A 16,960-nucleotide genomic window follows, 5' to 3' on the forward strand; every position below is an offset into this window, starting at 1 on the left:
TATGCCGAACAAAGCTGGCGCCACTCGGCGAGGGCGGCGGCGCGGTTCAGCTTGAAATCGTCACGTGTGTAGAGGTGGCGTTCCTGGTTGAAGTGGTTGCAGACAAAAGCATGAACGGCGGCGAATTTCTGCAGACATCGCATCTGCCGGAAGCGGAGCATCGCGCGTTCCCGTCGTCGGAAAGGTAGATGCGAATTCTCTGCCCGGTTGTTCTGCCAACGGCCTGTTTCCTGTCGACTGGAGTTGCCGATGACCTTCATCGCGGCACCATAGGAGCGGAGCTTATCGGTCACGATCACATCCGGACTGCCGTACCGCTTCATTGATTTCCTGAGGAATTTCAATGCGGCCTTGCGATCCCGGCGCTTCGTGACGTAGCTCTCCAGCACCTCGCCCTCGTGGTCGACGGCCCGCCACAAGTAATGCGTCTCACCGTTGATCTTCACGAAAACCTCGTCGAGATGCCAACGCCAGTTCGAGTAACACCGCATCTTCTGGACACGTTTGCGGCGGATTTCAGCGGCAAACATCGGACCAAATCTATTCCACCAGAAACGGATGGTTTCGTGGCTCACATCGATGCCCCGTTCATGCAGCAGATCTTCGACATTTCGAAGTGACAACGGGAAACGAACGTAGAGCATCACTGCCAGGCGGATGATCTCAGGACTGGTTTGAAGTAGCGAAATGGAGAGCGTTTCGTCATGAGCGGAGGCTACGGGACCGCCCTGCCCGTCTCAAGCCAGTTTCCTCTGACACGACCTTCCCGTGGCTATGTCGCCGAGCCCGAGCTGATCGCCGACCGCCCAACGCCTCGGCCCGATCAGCCGGGCCAGTTCCTCCAGCCCGTTATCGATCTTACGCTGCTGCCGCTCCAGCCAAACGGCACTTCGGCCATTCTCACGCATGCGCTCGAAAAAGATCAGCACGAAGGCGTCACAGATACCGTCGCATAGAACCTCCAGCTTGCGTGCCGCGAGGAGACCGTCGATATCCGGCGGGAGAAGCGGCGGATCTGGGTATTTCAGCTCCAGATATTGGAAGATGTAGCTCGACTCGTAGATGCTGTCCCCGTCCGGCGTCAGCAGGACGGGGAGCTTCTCGAGTGGGTTATACTTCGGCGTTTGCGTCGTGTTGTGCCAGGGCACCTCGGTGATCAGCTCGAACGGCAGAGCCTTTTCGGTCTGGGCGATCCGAACTTTACGGGCGTAGGGGCTGCTGGTGGCGCTGATCAGCCTGAACATGGTTCAGCTCATTTCCGCGCGTGCGTCTGCGCGGGCGGGGTCGCGTCCGAACGCCAGCAGGCCTTCCGCGACCGCCACGAGATCGGCGCCAGCGACATCCGGCTCCGGGTAGAACGGAATGAATCCGCCCTCGAGCCGCGAGGCGTAGCCGGTCGTCAGCCCGGCTCGTTTCGCGCCGGCGAGATCCCAGGAGTGCACGGCGACCATGGCGGCCTCGGAGCCAGCGACGCCGCAGACATCGAGGGCGAAACGATACGGCTCCGGGAACGGCTTCCATCGGGCGGCGTTGTCAACCGAGAGGCAGCGCTCGACGTAGCCGTCGAGGCCACTGCGCTTGAGAAGGCGCTCCGTCACCTCGGCATGCCCGTTCGTCAGCGTGGCGATCCGCACACCGGCTGCCCGGAGCATCTCGAACGTCGCCGGGACCTCCGGATACGGATCGAGGTGCTCGAAGCCATCGAAAATGTGCTTTGCCGTCGACTCGATATCGGCAACCCCGTGCGCGCTTAACAGGCCTTCAAGCTCGACGCGGCCGATCTCCCGGAAGGGCCGGCGCGCGTCGAGGCAGCCGAGTGCGAAGGCCTCGCGCAGCACCCGGGCGAACCAGAGCTGGACATTCTCGGCCGGGAGCCCGGCCTCTGCGAACCGATCTCCGATTGCATCGAGGGAAAACAGCGTCTCGTTGACGTCGAAGATTATGACTTGCGGGCGGTTGAGCATCTTATCTATCCTTTCCGGTTTTCTGAAAGCCCGGGGCGGCGTCGCACCCGGGGCCCTGTTTCCTGAACTCGAGCCGCTGCTTATCTGCGCTTCAGATAGGGTAGCAGCATTGAGCACAATCACAACAATGCGGTTGTTGCCGCAGATGCGGCGAACGCCAACGTGCGTCTGCATGGTGCTGTCAGACAAATGCGAACCAGTCTCTGTTCTTCAGCAACCTCGATCTGTTAGGCTGCGCAGAGGCCGCGCCACTCGTCCAGAGCGGCAGCACGGTTCAGCTTGAAGTTTGATCGGCTGTGAAGATGGCGCTCCGCGTTGAAATGGTTGTAGACTGAGCCATGGACGGCGACGAATTTTTGCAAGGTTCGCATCCGCCTAAATCGAAGCATAGCCCGCTCTCGTCGTCTAAATGGCTGGTGTGAGTTCTCGGCTCGATTGTTGAGCCAGCGGCCAGTTTCCTGTTTGTCCACATTGCCGATGACCTTCAGCGCCGCGCCATAGGAACGCAGCATGTCGGTAACGAAAATATGTGCGCGGCCATGGCGTTTCATGGTTTTCCTGAGAAATTTCAAGGCTACCTTGCGATCACGGCGCTTTGTGACAAAGCTTTCCAGGACCTCCCCTTCGTGATCCACAGCCCGCCAAAGATAGTGCATCTCGCCGTTGATCTTCACGAACACCTCGTCCAGGTGCCACTGCCAGTTCGAATATGCGCGCATCTGACTGACCCTTTTCTTGCGGATCTCTGCGGCAAACAGCGGGCCAAATCTGTTCCACCAAAATCGAACCGTCTCATGGCTGATTTCAATGCCGCGTTCGTGCAAAAGATCCTCAACATTGCGAAGCGAAAGCGGAAACCGCACATACATCATAACGGCCATGCGGATGATCTCTGGGCTCGTCTTGAAGTAGCGAAGGGGGCTGCGTTTTGTCATCCAGCGACGCTAATTACTCTCCCTGCCCGCCTCAACCGATTTTGCTCTGACAGTGCCGGCCGGACACATGACTGCTTCTGACAAATGCACAAATCAGATCAAAAATGTCTTGCTATGCAGGAGCCATCCACACACGACATTCGCCGATAGTTGTCTATGCCGCGCCGCAGTAAGTCATCCCGGCATTGGGTGAGGGCCGCACTGGTGTTTTACGCATCCCTCATTCGACAAGCACCGATCTTCAACTCTGCCCACCGTTCGTCATGGTTTCATAAACCCAATTCAGACAGCCCCGGATGGTCGTCTGGCCTGCGACCCTGTGGCCAGTGAAACTTGCGGTCAGCCTCGGCTATGGGCAAGTCATTGATACTTGCAAAACGGTTTAGCATCAGCCCAGTTTCGGCAAATTCCCAGTTTTCATTGCCATATGACCGGAACCAATTGCCGCTGTCGTCGTGCCATTCATACGCGTACCGGACAGCGATGCGGTTGTCGGCAAAAGCCCAGAGTTCTTTAATCAGGCGATAGTCGAGTTCGCGGATCCATTTTGCTGTCAGGAACGCCTCCGCCTCTTCACGGTTGTTCACAAAGGTCGCACGATTTCGCCACTTTGTGTCCATCGTGTAGGCCGTGGCGACTTTGGCGGCGTCACGTGTGTTCCAGCCGTCTTCGGCGAGGCGAACCTTTTGCAGTGCGGTGTCGCGGGTGAAGGGCGGCAATGGGGGGCGGGTTTCCATGAGAATATATCCTTTCTGGGTCAAGTGTCGAAGGTGGTGTTCATGCTTTTAGGCGACGAAACGAGAACGTGTTCAGGAAACGAGGGGCTATTCAAAGTCCCGCACAAGGATGGTCATGAACTGTGAAACAATTAAGGACTTCCCTTCGTCGATGAACAAAAAGGGCATATGAAATAAAAGAACCCGCGATGGCCATTGTTAACGATCGCAATGAAACATGTGCTTTTCGGCTTTCAGACCGCCCGATCATACAGCAGATTTAATTCGCTTGGTTGCTGGTTTGAGTTGGTTCGCTATCGTATTGGCGACATGGGCGGCATCCTCTGCCACGCCAAGAAAACGGCCCGAACCCCATGTATGCAGCCAGCCTAAGCCAAGAAAGAATATGCCATCCTCATCGCAGATTCCGCGCGTATGAATCGGACGGCCACGCGCGTCAAGACAATCGACCTGAAGCCAGTCATAGTTTGGCCGAAAGCCGATGCACCACAGAATAGAGGTGATGCCTTCAACAGCGGCGTCAATTTCCTTGATTTCGGTGTCCGGACGCCAGACTTTTTCGAATGGGCGCTCAAGCGGCGCATCGATCCCTTCACGCACAATGAAGTCGTCAATCATTGTGCGGATACCGACATAGCTTTTGTCGGCGGCGTCGAGGTTCCGTTCCAGATCAGGCAGGAAGCGGATTTTCGTCCCATCCATATCAGCGACCGAACCGTACATCTGTAGCCCCTCCAGCGCAAAACGGCGCAGGTCGATCTCGTGGCCACCATCGCGGCCCGACATATAGTGGTTCGTCTTTGCCTCGGTTGTTTTCGGGTCGGGCTGCTGCGCGATGGTGATGTCGTAGTAGCCCATTTGATGCAGCCAGTCCGTCGCATCCTTGCCGCGATACCAGCGCGGGCTGCGCGGTGCGGGGCCGACAGCCAGCCTCACGTCCCGGCCGGCGATGGTCATATCCTCCATCATCTGCACGCCGGACTGGCCGGTGCCAACGACAAGGCACGTGCCATTCGGGATATCTGACGGGCGACGATAGGACTTGGAGTGTATCTGTGGAATGCTCGGGTCCAGCTTGCTGGCGAAGGGCGGCGTGATCGGGCGGTCGTACCCCCCGGACGCGATAATGACATTGTCAGCGGACCAAAGTCCCTGATCGGTGTCGACCTCGAAGATACCATTTACCTTTTCCACGCGCGTGACGGTGACGCCCTCGCGCAGAGGGGCATTGAAACTCTCACAGAAGCCTTCGACGTACGCAATGATCTCGTCCTTGACCATGAAGCCTGTCGGATCGTCACCCCGATAGGGAAAGTCCGGTAATTTGCACTGCCAATTCGGCGTCACCAGGCAGAAGCTGTCCCAGCGATCTTCTTTCCACGCGTGGAACCGCTTGTAACGTTCCAGCACGACGTGATCGATACCTGACTGACACAGGTAATAGGATGCGGACATGCCTGCCTGCCCGGCACCGACGATGACCGTAGTGACATGGGTGCGGGGCGCGTACTTTAGCGAATTGTCAGACATCTGATCGTCTCCTCGGGTTTGTAGCGGGCGATGGCGATGGCCAGCTTTGCCGCCTGTGCATCGGCAGAACTGCAACGGAATCCGTACTTTGCCTCGACCCGCCGGGCGGCAAGATCGAGTGCAGTGCGACTGCGCAAGTCGAAGTCATCCACGCGGTAGGTCTGACCCGCCTTCAGGTGGTCGTGGATAACGGTGGAGGGGGAATAACAGTCCTCTTCCACCCCGTCAGGCCAACGGATGCGAAACGATGTCTCAGGCATGGGCGGGCTCCTTGATCGGGGCAAGACCGAGGTAGGGAGCAGCGGCATGATTCCAGATCAGATGGTGCGCCGAGCCTTCGCCCAAGGTCAGGGCGCTCCCGGATGACACGCTACCGATGACGACTGCCCCGATGTCGCGCTGATGAAATCGAGATAGCACCCCGGCTGCATTCTCGGGCTTTGCGGTCAAGAGAAAGCCGAAGCTGGGAAAAGCGGTCATCCAGCGTGTCAGGTCGCCATCAGGCGGCGCGATGCGGGTAGCGTCGATTGTGATGGCAACGCCGGAACATTCCGCCAGCATCAGCGCCGTGCCGGCGATACCCCCCTGACTGATGTCTTTGCCCGCAGTTACAAGACCGTCTTCGGCCAAAGCGGGCAAAATTTTCATATCGCCACGCAGGCGCTCGTGGGGCGCATTTAGAAAGGCAGGAAAGTTGCTGCTATCGCCCGCATAGGCCCCACGCAGATCGGCGCTGGCGATCAGAACGTCGCCCGGTTGTGCGTCAAAGCTGGTGATCAGCGCATTAGCCCGCCCCCAGATCGCCGCAGCAAGTTGCGGTTGCGCCGTGCGCAGGTTCGTATGCCCTCCGACGATGGGGATGCCGTAGGCCTCTGACGCATCCTTCATCCCGCGCAGAATTTCTTGCGCCGTGGCGGCATCCGGTGCCCAGAGCGTATTTGTCACGGCAGTCGGCCTACCACCCATGGCGAGGATGTCACTCATGTTGACCATCACTGCGCACCACCCCGCGAACCATGGGGCAGAGGCCACGAAATCGTTCATGAACCCTTCAGTCGCCATCAGTTGCCAGCCGTCGCCGTCCGGGATCGCGGCCGCGTCGTCGCCCGGGCGGCCAGGACTATTCTGTGACAACCCAAGGGCCGCGCAAGCCACGTCAATGTCGCGCTTGCCGGTCACGTGCGGATGCGCGGCCAGATGCGCGGCAAGGGCAGCGACGTCTATCATGCGGCGCGCCGTGTCAACGCCATCCAGCCGCGCGCGGGGTCGGTGACAGGGGGGTAAGCGGCCAGATCGGCCTGCATCTTCATATGCGGGTGACCGTGCAGATCCTGCTGGTCGAGGGGCTGCCAGTTCAGCATTTCAAACAGGGCGACGTTCTGCATCTGTACATGGGCAAGGAATGTCATGCATCCGCGCGCGTGTGCCGTGCCAACTGCAAGGCGGATCAGTTCCGCACCCAGCCGCCCGACACGACGATAATCAGGCGCAACCGCCAAACGCGACCCCCACCAGATGCCGGGGCTTTCTTCGTGAATGCGCACGGTGCCCACGACTTCATCCGCTTCTGACGCCATCGTGGAGACGGCCACCAGTGGTAGAGCGGCTCGGTCGATCGCATCTCGGTCATGAGATGCAAAGATTGCCTGTTCCGTGACAAAGGTGCGGTGTCGCAAGGAGGCCGCACCGCCGATCTCCCAGCTTTCTGTCGCAAGGCGGATCAGGAATTCGGGTGTAACGAAGGCTGCGGGGCGTTCGATTATCATGTTGCGGTCTCCCGCGCAGGCTGTTTGAATTTCTCGAAGGCAGACAGGGCCGAACAGGCCCCGCAGCGTCCGCACCCTGCCTTAATATTCTCGGCCCGCATCCCCTGATCCACGATCATCTGCGACAACGGGCCAAGCACGCCATGCATGAAGGCAGAGGTTGGTGCAGGATGGCTTTCCAGCGGCGTGCCCGTGACGGGAACAAAGGGCACAACGAAGGGATAAACGCCTATAGCCGTCAGCCGTTCGCACATTGACAGGATCGTCTCTTGCGTATCACCAAGCCCGGCAAGGATATAGGTCGAGACTTGCCCCCAACCGAAAACCTCTACCGCTGCGGCGAAGCTGTCGAAGTATTTCTCCAGCGAGACTTGCGCTTTGCCGGGCATGATTTGCTCACGCAACCCGGGCGTGACAACCTCCAGATGCATGCCAAGACTGTCGATACCTGCATCCTTCATGCGGCGGTGCCAGGCGTCATCCTCAGGCGGCTCGCATTGCGCCTGCAGCGGCAGATTGACGGCGGCGCGGATGGCTTCGGCGCTTTCGGCCAGAACTTTGGCACCCCGATCCTTGCCGGCAGGAGTGCCGGTCGTCATGACCATGTGTTTGACCCCGTCCAGCAAAACGGCGGCCCGGGCAACTTCGGCCAGTTGCGCGGGCGTCTTGTGGGCGATGGTGCGGCCAGCAGCAAGGCTTTGACCGATGGCGCAGAATTTGCAGGTCTTCTTGCGGCTCTCATAGCGGATGCATGTCTGAAGCACCGTCGTCGCCAGCACATCCTTGGCGTGCAGTTGGGCGATATGGCCGTAAGGCACGCCGTCGGCGGTGGACAGATCGAGAAACTTGGCCCGCTGCGGGAATTGTACGTCGGCAAAGAATGCACCGTCCTTCATGATCCGCGCATTGCCTGCCGCATCTGGGGCTTCGACCAGATAGGGGGACTCGAATGCTGTCGCGGTGTGGACCGGTATCATCACGGTCATGCCGCCGATGGTGACGGCCTTGTGGTCCGTCGGTCCAGCGCCGCCACGACGACTATCGGCCCCGGCGCGGGGGTCGACAAGGCGCATGCCGCGGGTCTGCAGGTCGTTGATCAGGTCGCCGGTGGTCGCTTGCATATCAATCCTCCAATGGGATCGGCTGGAATTGGGATCCGGTCGCACTCACGTGCCGTGTGGGCGTCAGATCGGTCTTGTGGTGCAGGGACAGCAGTTCAGGCCGGGCATAGTGGCCAACCGAATCCATCATCCGCTTGCGCTTGGTCACCAGCGCCATGTCGAGATCGCCGTAGAGGATCCCTTCCCCACTGGTCAGGGGCGGCACGACATGACGCCCTTCGGGGGTCACGATGCAGGTCATGCAGCCGTCACGAAGGGACTTTTGCAGGCCGATGTCGGGCGTGATGCTTTCGATCTGGTCATCTGTTAGCCAACCCGTCGCATTCACGACGAAACAACCAGATTCCAGCGCGTGGTGACGCATCGTCACCTCCATCTGTTCGGCAAAGATCGGCCCGACCAGTGACCCTGGAAACTGTGCAACATGAATTTCCTCGTGCTGCGTCATCAGGGCATATCGGGCGAGCGGGTTGTAGTGCTCCCAGCACGCCAGCGCGCCGATGCGCCCTACGCGGGTATCAACGACCTGCAGGCCAGCACCGTCGCCTTGGCCCCAGACCATCCGCTCGTGATAGGTTGGCGTAATCTTGCGCCGCTTCAGCAGCAGCGTGCCATTTGCATCGAAGATCAGTTGCGCATTGTAGAGCGATCCATGGTCGCGCTCATTCACGCCCAGCACGACGACGACACCATGATGGGCGCATCGTTCGGCCACCCGGCGCGTATCGTCTGACGGGACCGTCACGGCCTGATCATAAAGATGCAGATGCGGTTTGCCCTGCTGGCAAGGCGGCAAGACAAAAGAAAAATAGGGGTAGAACGGCACAAACGTCTCTGGAAAGACAATCAGGTCCGCGCCGTTTCCTGCAGCCTCATCTATCGCGTCGAGCACGAGTGCCATTGTCTTGTCGCGACTTGTTAGATCCGGTGCGATCTGGACCGCTGCTGCTTTGACGGTACGGGACATTGTGTTTCTCCGAATGGATGAACCGGGGCGGATGTCGCCCCGGCATTGTCGATTAAAGCGTCCAAGTATCGACGATCACCGCATTGTCGCGGATGTGCAGAAGCTTGAGATCCAACACATCTTGCGGCGCGATTGGGATAATCCCTGGCAGAAGCGCCGCCTCGCCGTGGCCATAGAGCGCCTGGAGTGCAAAGCGGCATGCGTAGATTTTGCTGCCTTCTGCCATAAACTTTTTCAGGTTGTCGGCAAAGTTCTGGTGACCAGGAAACGCCGCATCGCCCAGTGTCGGAAATCCGCGCTGGATACCAAGCGTGACGCCAGGCCCGTAAAGCAGAATGGAGGTCTCGAACCCTTTCCGGGCCAAGCGGATGGCATTGAGCATATTTACAAGGCCGATGGAGCCCTCGAAGGCAACGGTGTGGAAGGTAACAAGCGCCTTCTGGCCCGGTTCTGCCTTCACATCCTCAAAAACCTTGTCTTCGTAATCGACGAAAAAATCGCCGTCCTTGTGCTTTTCTTGCGTGACTGCCGGCATGTATCAATCCCTTTTTCTGGTCGGCCCGTGTTGACCGCTTTGTGTAAAGTCAGTGTGCCGCGCTCCAGGAAGTCCAATCAATATTAGAGTCAATTATGCATACAATTAAGACTGCAGAATCCCTTTAGCCGCAAAAAATTTACCTTTGCAGGCCGTTTTATTAGCAGTCCGAAGAGGATTGAGCTAAGTTATTTGAATAAAATCCATACAAAGCGATTCAATCCCACATACTTTACCTGTAGTATTGCCTGATGAAAGACTGGACACCGATTCTGCGCACCGACGGTGCCGCCCGTTACTTGCAACTGGCCGATGCCATTGCCGAAGGGATTTCGAATGGCACCCTTCAGGACGGCGTGCGCCTGCCACCTCAGCGCAAGCTCGCCGACAGGCTGGGCATCGACTTTACCACCGTATCACGCGGCTATGTTGAGGCGCGGCAACGCGGACTGGTGAGCAGCCACGTCGGGCGCGGCACCTTCGTGATCGGGACAAAACGCGCGGACCCCCAACGCGAGCAGCGCCGACACGCTGACGTCGATCTGACCATGAACCTGCCTCCCGAGCCGGACGATCGGGCGCTCCTGGCCCGGATGGAAGCAGGTGTGCAGACCGTCACAGCGAACCTGATCGACTTGCTGCGATACCAATCGTCCACGGGCGGCCAGATCGACAAGGAGGCCGCATCGACGTGGTTATCCCTGCGCGGCCTCGTCCCGTCACTCGACCGGATCGCAGTGACACCCGGTGCACATCCCACCATCCTTGCGATCCTGATGAGCCTGACCAAGCCCGGAGATGTCGTGTTGTGCGAGGATGTGACCTATCCGGGTATACGCAGCATCTGCGCGCGGCTGAACCTGCGCCTTGTGGGCCTTCCGGGCGATGCGGATGGGATCAATATTGATGCGCTTGACACGGCGATCCGTGAACATCGGCCAAAGGCACTTTATCTCAATCCGACCTTGAACAACCCAACGACACGGACAATCTCACTCGCGCGCCGTCAGTCCATAGCAGACGTGATTATTGCCCACCATCTGCCACTGATCGAGGATGACGCATATGGCTTCATTCCGCCCCACCCACCGGTACCGTTGGCCAGCTTCGCTCCCGATCTGGTCTGGCATATTGGGGGGCTGGCCAAATGTATCGGTGCCGGCTTGCGCCTTGCCTACACCGTCGCCCCCAACAGCCACGCTGCCCGCGAACTGGCGCATCAGATCAAGATCATCTCGGTCATGCCTTCGCCCTTGATGATGGCACTTGCAACACGTTGGATCATCGACGGCACGGCGGACGGCATCCGCCGCTTTGTCCGCGAGGAAACGCTGGCACGTCAGGCGATAGCTTCTCAAGCCTTGAACGGGTTCCGCTTTGAATCGACCCCACATGCCTTCAATGTCTGGCTTCACCTGCCCGAAGGCATCACGCGCGCCGAAATGATCGGGCGCATGGCAGGCACAGGAGTGGGGATCATGCCGTCAGACGCCTTCACTGTTTCTGGCAATCCAACCGAAGCGATCCGAGTCTGTCTCGGCGGGCAGATTAAACGAAGCCAACTCCACGACGCGATGGGCCTTCTCGCCTATATCATGTCGAGTTCGGACTGAAGCTTTCAGGCTTAGATTTGAAATTATACGTTTATTTAGAGCCGGCGCACGAACAGAAGTTCGATATCCGAATTTCCGCTCTGGTCGTTGATAAAACGCCCTGCTGCGCTGCAGCGAATGTCTGCTTCCCGCCCTTGGTGACAAACGTTGCGTTGCGGCATTCGCATCGGGCCTCACCGCTGAAGTTGCTGCCAATTGTTCCGATCCTAGTTCCGTTTGACCAAAAAGGACTGACGTCGAAGTCATATTTCCGATCCATAAAAAAAATCATGAGAACCAAATACTTACAAGCTGAACACCAAAATGGCGCAGTCATGAGGTCCAGAGAATATCCATCCTTGATCGGCGCCAGCGGATCACGGCCGTAACCTAGCAGTTCCGAATTGAGCAGCGGCTGCTCTGCGCCGAGCGAGGTGCTGGCGAAGGGCATGCGGGTGAAGCCGCTGGCGGGCGGCGTTCCGTAGGTCGTCTCGAACGCAAGCGCCATCTGCGCCCGCGCCCCCTGGGCTCGTGCCATTGTGTTCTCCTTGAATTGTCGGGATCAGCCGAGCGGATCGGCCGTGGAAAAGTGCAGCACCACCGGGATCACCGCGGCCTTCAGGCTGGCCGCGCCCGCGACAGCCAAATCGACCGGCCGCGGCGCCTCCGGCTCGACCCAGTCGCAGAGTCCGCCCAGGGTACGGTTCGCCACGAGCGCCGCGCCGAGGCTGACGGTCAACGTGTCGAACGCGGCGTCACGGTCGGCACCTTGCACGACTGCCTCGATCTCGGCCCGGTGCTGGTAGTGGTAGGCGAGCGGTGACAGCGTCACCTCCGGTTCGCCCGGCTCGCCGTCGCGGAGGATCAGCAGCCCCTCGCTCGGGATACGCTCAGGCAGCACCTCACCTCGCAGGGTGGTGGCGGGCAGAGCTGATAGCCGCGCGTATAGCGCGGTTAGGATGGTTTCGCGCGGGGTGGGCATGAGATCACCATGTGATCAATGTCGTTGGACATCGCCCGACGTCGAAGTCGGAGCGACTTGTCACGATATTCAAGAGTGCTCCAGTGCCAATATTATTGTATTCAATATCCCAATTCGCGTGCCCCGCTTCAGCGACCAGACGCTCGTAGCCGTCTGGATTTTCGGTTTCCAGAACGAGCCCGACATCGCTGCGCCAGGCAAATCTATAGTCGTGCGCGACTCCTGCTCGCGCCATAGAAAGGCCGTAGATGGTCGTTGATGTGACTTTGATTGACCATAGTCTGTCGCGCACAATCGGTGTTCCATCTTGCAGGCGGGGAACTGCGATGGGCTTGAAATACGGCCTACTCAGGTCGAATACCGCTTCATAGCCCAGGTTTGCTCCGTTCTCCAGGCGAACACATGTTCGATATTTCGTGTTGAAAATGACCAAAACCCAAAGAACTACTATGAGAGCGGGCAGCAATATTGCGCCTGCGACTACGGGGAGCACGCCGCGCCTGTGGTTTCGGGCCCCGAGGTTCATCCGAAGCTACTGCGTGATGGATCCGCATATACCTGACCCGAGAAGCTTCTAGTCCACTCGTCAGTAATAGGATAGGGATCACCAAAAAGCTCGATCCCGATGTCAATTGGGTCCGCAAATTCATCATTCAGGTAGAACTCAAACTGACCTGAAACGGTCAGTATCCCAAACTCGGAAACACAGGTCCCTGTAAAACGACCGCCAATCGTTGTGTCACCTATGCTGAACACGATCCCGGTCATATCATATGTGTTGTAAAAATCATCAGAGAACGTGCGGTTCGGGTGACCTCTGGCAATCCGCGCAATGTGATTTTTCATGCGTTCTCCGACCTCGCTCATGTATTGCGCAACGATGTTGCGCAGATATCCGGTTTCCCGAACGGCAACACCGCGCCCGCCGCCATTGTAGTAATGATCCACGAAGTCTTGGCTGGTCCAAGCGTTTCCGCTATCGGCGACATCCGCGACTTCGATATCGATGTGCTCGTTGATCGACGGCATGAATGGCTCAGCTGTGCAGCGGCAGCCATAGTCTTGTCCGGGGTGCCCCGTCTCAGGAGGATCATTCCACGCGAAAACCCGACCGTTGTTAGCGGCATGGCTCGGGCGAACTTTGTCATCCCCGCGCGTGCGCCAGATGTAATGTGTGGTGGGCCGCTCCTGCTTGATCGACTATTCGATGGGCGTGCCTTTGCGGAGATAGGCTTGGAACGCCTTACGGTAAAAGTTAGGATCGATATACATGTAGGTGCCCTTGGACAAAGATTTTATCAACTTCGCACAAAAGGATTAAGACTTTGGCAATAGACAGAACGTTCACCATTTCCCCTCCACCCAGTTCGCCACGATCAGCCCCGGCACGCTGTCCAACGCTCGGTCTGCATCCCGCGCGAGGTCCAGCCGCTTCGGCAGTTTCACCTGCGGCACCAGCAGGAAGATTGGCGCTGTGACCTTGCCGCGTCCGGTCTTTGAGCGGGACACCACCGCCTGACCCTTCGTGTTCAGCCGTCCTTCCGCCACCAGAAGGCTCGGTCCCGTGCGGCGATAGACGAAGCGCAGGCGGAGGCCACGGCGGCGCTCCCATTCGCCGGGCGTGATCCTGCCCCCCCCCGCAGGGACTTGCCTGCGGCGGGCAGCGGGATGGCGAGCCAGAACCCATTCTTCGAGCGGATCAGCGGGCCAGTGTCATGCGCGCCGACGATGACCGGCGCCTGTGACCAGACCAGCGCGGCGGCATCCAGGCTTTCGCCCGACCTCGGGAAGTTCTGGTTGCGGATCGAGTTGGCAAGCCGTCGTCCGAGCCCCGCGCCAGTGATCTGTGTGCGCCAGGCCGTCTTGAGCCCAGTCCCGGCCTCGCGCATGGCGGCCGTCACTGCGAGCTCGCCCGCTGCGACCTCGGCTGCCATCATGGCCACGATGTCGGGATCGATGTAGAGTTTGAGCTTCACGCGGGCCTCAGATCCACGGTCCAGACCAGCCGCTCGCGATCCCGTACCGGCTCACCCTGAATGAGGAAGGCGTCACCGTCCATTTCCAATCGGTCGCCAGGACGCGGGGTCGGAACCTCGGCGCTGCGCAGATCGATCCGGGTCGTTTCCGACCAGAGCCGCGCGTCGCCGAAGTCGGTGATGGCATCAGCCTGCCGGGAGACGACGCGCACCAGTACAGGCACGCCGCCGTCGGAGGTGTAGATCGCCTCTCGCCCGATGTTGGGATCCGCGAACAGCGCATCAAGAACGGCGGCAAACGCTGTCATGAGAAACTCGCGTTCAGGCGTACCCGTCCGATCAGGTCACCCGCGCCGCCAGCAACGGCTTCGGTGGCCACGCCGATCAGCGTATTCGCCGTGGCGGTCTGGCAAGGTCACTCACATCGCTCACTCTCGGCCATCGCCAGCGAGATCACGGGCGCGCACTGGTCCGGCCCGCGCTTCTTCGGGCTGACCGGAAAGCCAAAGACATGAGAGCCTCCCGGGTTCGCTGCGCCGTCTACACCCGGAAATCCTCCGAGGAGGGGCTGGATCAGGACTTCAACTCTCTGGATGCGCAACATGAGGCCTGTGCCGCCTATATCGCCAGCCAGAAGCACGAGGGCTGGAAGAGGCTGGCTGCCCGTTACGACGACGGTGGCATCTCGGGCGGCACCCTGGAGCGCCCTGCCCTGCAGCGATTGATGATCGACATCGATGCAGGCCGTGTGGACATGGTGGTGGTCTACAAGATCGACCGGCTGACCCGGTCACTTGCGGACTTTGCCAAGTTGGTCGAGCGGCTGGAAGCCGCGAACTGTTCCTTTGTCTCCGTCACGCAGGCCTTCAATACCTCCTCGTCAATGGGTCGGCTGACGTTGAATGTACTCTTGTCCTTCGCCCAGTTCGAACGTGAAGTGACCGCCGAGCGCATCCGCGACAAGATCGCCGCCTCGAAGAAGAAGGGCCTCTGGATGGGCTGTGTGCCCCCGATCGGTTATGATCCGCATCCCGATCCTACCCGACGCGAACTGGTTGCAATTGAGGGTGAGGCGGAGGTCGTGCGGCAGATTTTCGATCTTTATGTCACCCACCAATGCCTCAATGCCGTCACCCGCGCGGCGGATGAGAGCGGCCTGCGCTCCAAACGGCACGTCTTTCGCTCGGGCCGGACGCAGGGCGGCAATGTCTTCAGCCGCGGCCAGATCCACAAGCTGCTGACCAATCCGATCTACATCGGTCTGATCCGCCACAAGGAGAAGACCTTTCCCGGTATCCATGACGCCATCATTGATCAGGCCGTTTGGGACAAGGTGCAGACCCTGCTACAGGCCGCCAGTACCAGGCGAAGAGGTGCGCCTGCCGGGACACCCGCAAATGGCCCCGCGCCACTTAAGGGCAAGTTCCGCGACGACACCGGTGATCTGCTGACCCCCTCACATACCCTGCGCCACGGCAAACCGCGACGCTACTATGTCTCGAACCGCCTGATCTCGGGCGGGACCGACCCGACGGGCTGGCGCCTTCCGGCCCGAGAAATCGAGCGCACAATTACCAGTATCATCGCGGATCACCTCGCAGATCATGCGACCCGCCATATGGTACTCGCCAGCGCCGACGCGCCGACGTCAACCGCCGCGTCGGCGGTCACGCACAGATTGTCCAAAGACATTCTGGCCGGGGGCGCTTCAGCGGCCGCGGCCCTCATCGCCAGCGGACAGATCAGCGCGAGGCGCATCACGGCAAGGCTCGACGGCGATGCGATTGCGCGGGCAACAGGTCTGAGATCTGTCGATCTGGACCCGGCGCTGCTCAGTCTGGATGCCCCGTTCACCGCCCGCCGTCGCGGGGTCGAGGTCAAAATCATCGCCGCGGACCGATGCCCACAACCCGATGCGACGATGATCCGCGCCCTGCGCAACGCCCACCTCTGGACCGACAAGTTGCGCTCCGGAACACCGCTGCAGCACATTGCACAGGACGCAGGCATGACAGGTCGCTATGTTGCCCGGCTTGTCCCCCTCGCCGGGCTCTCGCCAAAACTACAGGCCGCCATTGTCAAAGGCATGCAACCGCTCGATCTCACACTGGAACGCCTTGTGCGTCGTCCCATACCGCTCTGCTGGCACGCGCAGGAAAAGATGTTCGGACACAGGAACTGAGGCCATTCCCTGTTCTTTTGAAAAACTCCCTGTTCGTGTCCTGTTGTTTCCCTGATACGCAAAATTGATTTCCCTGTTGATTCAAGCAGGGAATTTGACGCCAAAACAATGATATCGCGATGTAAATAGGGTTTCGACTTGCCCAAAAACGCTCAAAAACGCCTGGGTTCCCTGTAAATTCCCTGTAAATCAAAACGCTCAAGGCCCCGCCGGCCGAAAACGGACCGGCGTTTCAAGCCGAGTGAGACCCGCAGGTGATATCGCGAAAATGACCTCTGGCGGTGCGTCTCACATCAAAAGACACGACGACAACTCCCGGAATTCTCAATGAAATTCCGCTCCATTCCGAATTGCGACCAAGAGACAATTGTCCGTGGCGGTGCTGTCAGACCAATTCGAACCAGTCTCAGTTCACCGCCAGATGTCTGAACCTATGCCGAACAAAGCTGGCGCCACTCGGCGAGGGCGGCGGCGCGGTTCAGCTTGAAATCGTCACGTGTGTAGAGGTGGCGTTCCTGGTTGAAGTGGTTGCAGACAAAAGCATGAACGGCGGCGAATTTCTGCAGACATCGCATCTGCCGGAAGCGGAGCATCGCGCGTTCCCGTCGTCGGAAAGGTAGATGCGAATTCTCTGCCCGGTTGTTCTGCCAACGGCCTGTTTCCTGTCGACTGG

Annotated in this window: 20 protein-coding genes and 3 pseudogenes; 3 read left to right on the plus strand and 20 right to left on the minus strand. The window is 59.3% G+C overall.

Annotation, left to right across the window (positions count from 1 at the left end; genetic code table 11):
* The 12 genes from FDT80_RS18560 to FDT80_RS18615 all read right to left on the minus strand — a co-directional run.
* Positions 1–644, minus strand: a 644-nt coding sequence (locus FDT80_RS18560) for an IS6 family transposase (RefSeq protein WP_425472051.1), incomplete at its 3' end; no start/stop codon positions are given.
* Between the two features lie 93 nt (positions 645–737).
* A complete protein-coding gene (locus FDT80_RS18565; RefSeq protein WP_138663829.1) occupies positions 738–1,244 on the minus strand; it encodes a glutathione S-transferase N-terminal domain-containing protein in 507 nt (168 codons plus the stop codon).
* Between the two features lie 3 nt (positions 1,245–1,247).
* Complete coding sequence (locus tag FDT80_RS18570; RefSeq protein ID WP_045685554.1) at positions 1,248–1,964, minus strand: haloacid dehalogenase type II; 717 nt, start codon at positions 1,962–1,964, stop codon at positions 1,248–1,250.
* A gap of 227 nt (positions 1,965–2,191) precedes the next feature.
* Entirely contained in the window at positions 2,192–2,899 is a 708-nt protein-coding gene (locus FDT80_RS18575; RefSeq protein WP_138663831.1) for an IS6 family transposase, read from the minus strand.
* 269 nt (positions 2,900–3,168) lie between these two features.
* Entirely contained in the window at positions 3,169–3,636 is a 468-nt protein-coding gene (locus tag FDT80_RS18580) for a nuclear transport factor 2 family protein (RefSeq protein WP_138663832.1), read from the minus strand.
* A 246-nt stretch (positions 3,637–3,882) separates the two neighbouring features.
* Complete coding sequence (locus FDT80_RS18585) at positions 3,883–5,166, minus strand: MSMEG_0569 family flavin-dependent oxidoreductase (RefSeq protein WP_170311942.1); 1,284 nt, start codon at positions 5,164–5,166, stop codon at positions 3,883–3,885.
* A complete protein-coding gene (locus FDT80_RS18590; protein ID WP_138663833.1) occupies positions 5,148–5,426 on the minus strand; it encodes an MSMEG_0570 family nitrogen starvation response protein in 279 nt (92 codons plus the stop codon). The genes FDT80_RS18585 and FDT80_RS18590 overlap by 19 nt, the downstream gene beginning before the upstream one ends.
* On the minus strand, positions 5,419–6,393 hold the full coding sequence (locus FDT80_RS18595) for a sll0787 family AIR synthase-like protein (protein ID WP_281278409.1): 975 nt from the start codon (positions 6,391–6,393) through the stop codon (positions 5,419–5,421). The genes FDT80_RS18590 and FDT80_RS18595 overlap by 8 nt, the downstream gene beginning before the upstream one ends.
* Positions 6,390–6,932 carry an MSMEG_0567/Sll0786 family nitrogen starvation N-acetyltransferase gene (locus FDT80_RS18600; protein WP_138663835.1) on the minus strand — a complete coding sequence of 181 codons (543 nt, stop codon included), beginning with the start codon at positions 6,930–6,932 and terminating at the stop codon, positions 6,390–6,392. The genes FDT80_RS18595 and FDT80_RS18600 overlap by 4 nt, the downstream gene beginning before the upstream one ends.
* Positions 6,929–8,053, minus strand: coding sequence for an MSMEG_0568 family radical SAM protein (locus FDT80_RS18605; protein ID WP_138663836.1), 1,125 nt, complete (start codon positions 8,051–8,053; stop codon positions 6,929–6,931). The genes FDT80_RS18600 and FDT80_RS18605 overlap by 4 nt, the downstream gene beginning before the upstream one ends.
* Before the next feature lies 1 nt (position 8,054).
* On the minus strand, positions 8,055–9,020 hold the full coding sequence (locus FDT80_RS18610; RefSeq protein ID WP_138663837.1) for a Nit6803 family nitrilase: 966 nt from the start codon (positions 9,018–9,020) through the stop codon (positions 8,055–8,057).
* A gap of 52 nt (positions 9,021–9,072) precedes the next feature.
* Positions 9,073–9,555: an MSMEG_0572/Sll0783 family nitrogen starvation response protein gene (locus FDT80_RS18615; protein WP_138663838.1), complete on the minus strand. Its 483-nt coding sequence runs from the start codon at positions 9,553–9,555 to the stop codon at positions 9,073–9,075.
* A 251-nt stretch (positions 9,556–9,806) separates the two neighbouring features.
* Between FDT80_RS18615 and FDT80_RS18620 the strand changes: the two genes are divergently transcribed.
* Entirely contained in the window at positions 9,807–11,168 is a 1,362-nt protein-coding gene (locus FDT80_RS18620; RefSeq protein ID WP_138663839.1) for an aminotransferase-like domain-containing protein, read from the plus strand.
* 319 nt (positions 11,169–11,487) lie between these two features.
* Here FDT80_RS18620 and FDT80_RS18625 read toward each other — a convergent pair.
* The 7 genes and pseudogenes from FDT80_RS18625 to FDT80_RS19140 all read right to left on the minus strand — a co-directional run.
* Positions 11,488–11,685, minus strand: a pseudogene (locus tag FDT80_RS18625) (phage tail tube protein); the annotation flags it as partial.
* Between the two features lie 24 nt (positions 11,686–11,709).
* Positions 11,710–12,129 carry an acyl-CoA transferase gene (locus tag FDT80_RS18630; protein WP_138663840.1) on the minus strand — a complete coding sequence of 140 codons (420 nt, stop codon included), beginning with the start codon at positions 12,127–12,129 and terminating at the stop codon, positions 11,710–11,712.
* A 4-nt stretch (positions 12,130–12,133) separates the two neighbouring features.
* Positions 12,134–12,595, minus strand: a complete 462-nt coding sequence (locus FDT80_RS18635) for a hypothetical protein (protein ID WP_138663841.1) — start codon at positions 12,593–12,595, stop codon at positions 12,134–12,136.
* 56 nt (positions 12,596–12,651) lie between these two features.
* Positions 12,652–13,158 carry a hypothetical protein gene (locus FDT80_RS18640; RefSeq protein WP_246040006.1) on the minus strand — a complete coding sequence of 169 codons (507 nt, stop codon included), beginning with the start codon at positions 13,156–13,158 and terminating at the stop codon, positions 12,652–12,654.
* 15 nt (positions 13,159–13,173) lie between these two features.
* A pseudogene (locus FDT80_RS19220) lies at positions 13,174–13,326 on the minus strand (phage minor head protein); the annotation flags it as partial.
* A gap of 147 nt (positions 13,327–13,473) precedes the next feature.
* A pseudogene (locus FDT80_RS18645) lies at positions 13,474–14,105 on the minus strand (DUF6441 family protein).
* Positions 14,102–14,413: a head-tail joining protein gene (locus FDT80_RS19140; protein ID WP_138663842.1), complete on the minus strand. Its 312-nt coding sequence runs from the start codon at positions 14,411–14,413 to the stop codon at positions 14,102–14,104. The pseudogene FDT80_RS18645 and the gene FDT80_RS19140 overlap by 4 nt, the downstream one beginning before the upstream one ends.
* Before the next feature lie 90 nt (positions 14,414–14,503).
* On the opposite strand from FDT80_RS19140, the gene FDT80_RS19145 reads away from it, so the two are divergent.
* Together FDT80_RS19145 and FDT80_RS18660 are read left to right on the plus strand one after the other, a co-directional pair.
* On the plus strand, positions 14,504–14,620 hold the full coding sequence (locus tag FDT80_RS19145) for a DUF2924 domain-containing protein (RefSeq protein ID WP_246040007.1): 117 nt from the start codon (positions 14,504–14,506) through the stop codon (positions 14,618–14,620).
* Complete coding sequence (locus FDT80_RS18660) at positions 14,617–16,287, plus strand: recombinase family protein (RefSeq protein ID WP_138663843.1); 1,671 nt, start codon at positions 14,617–14,619, stop codon at positions 16,285–16,287. Before FDT80_RS19145 ends, FDT80_RS18660 begins: the two co-directional genes overlap by 4 nt.
* 431 nt (positions 16,288–16,718) lie before the next feature.
* On the opposite strand, the gene FDT80_RS18665 is transcribed toward FDT80_RS18660, so the two are convergent.
* The coding region (locus FDT80_RS18665) for a DDE-type integrase/transposase/recombinase (protein WP_246039991.1) at positions 16,719–16,960 on the minus strand (242 nt) is incomplete at its 5' end.

This window comes from Sulfitobacter sabulilitoris (genome assembly GCF_005887615.1).
Lineage (GTDB): Bacteria > Pseudomonadota > Alphaproteobacteria > Rhodobacterales > Rhodobacteraceae > Sulfitobacter_E > Sulfitobacter_E sabulilitoris.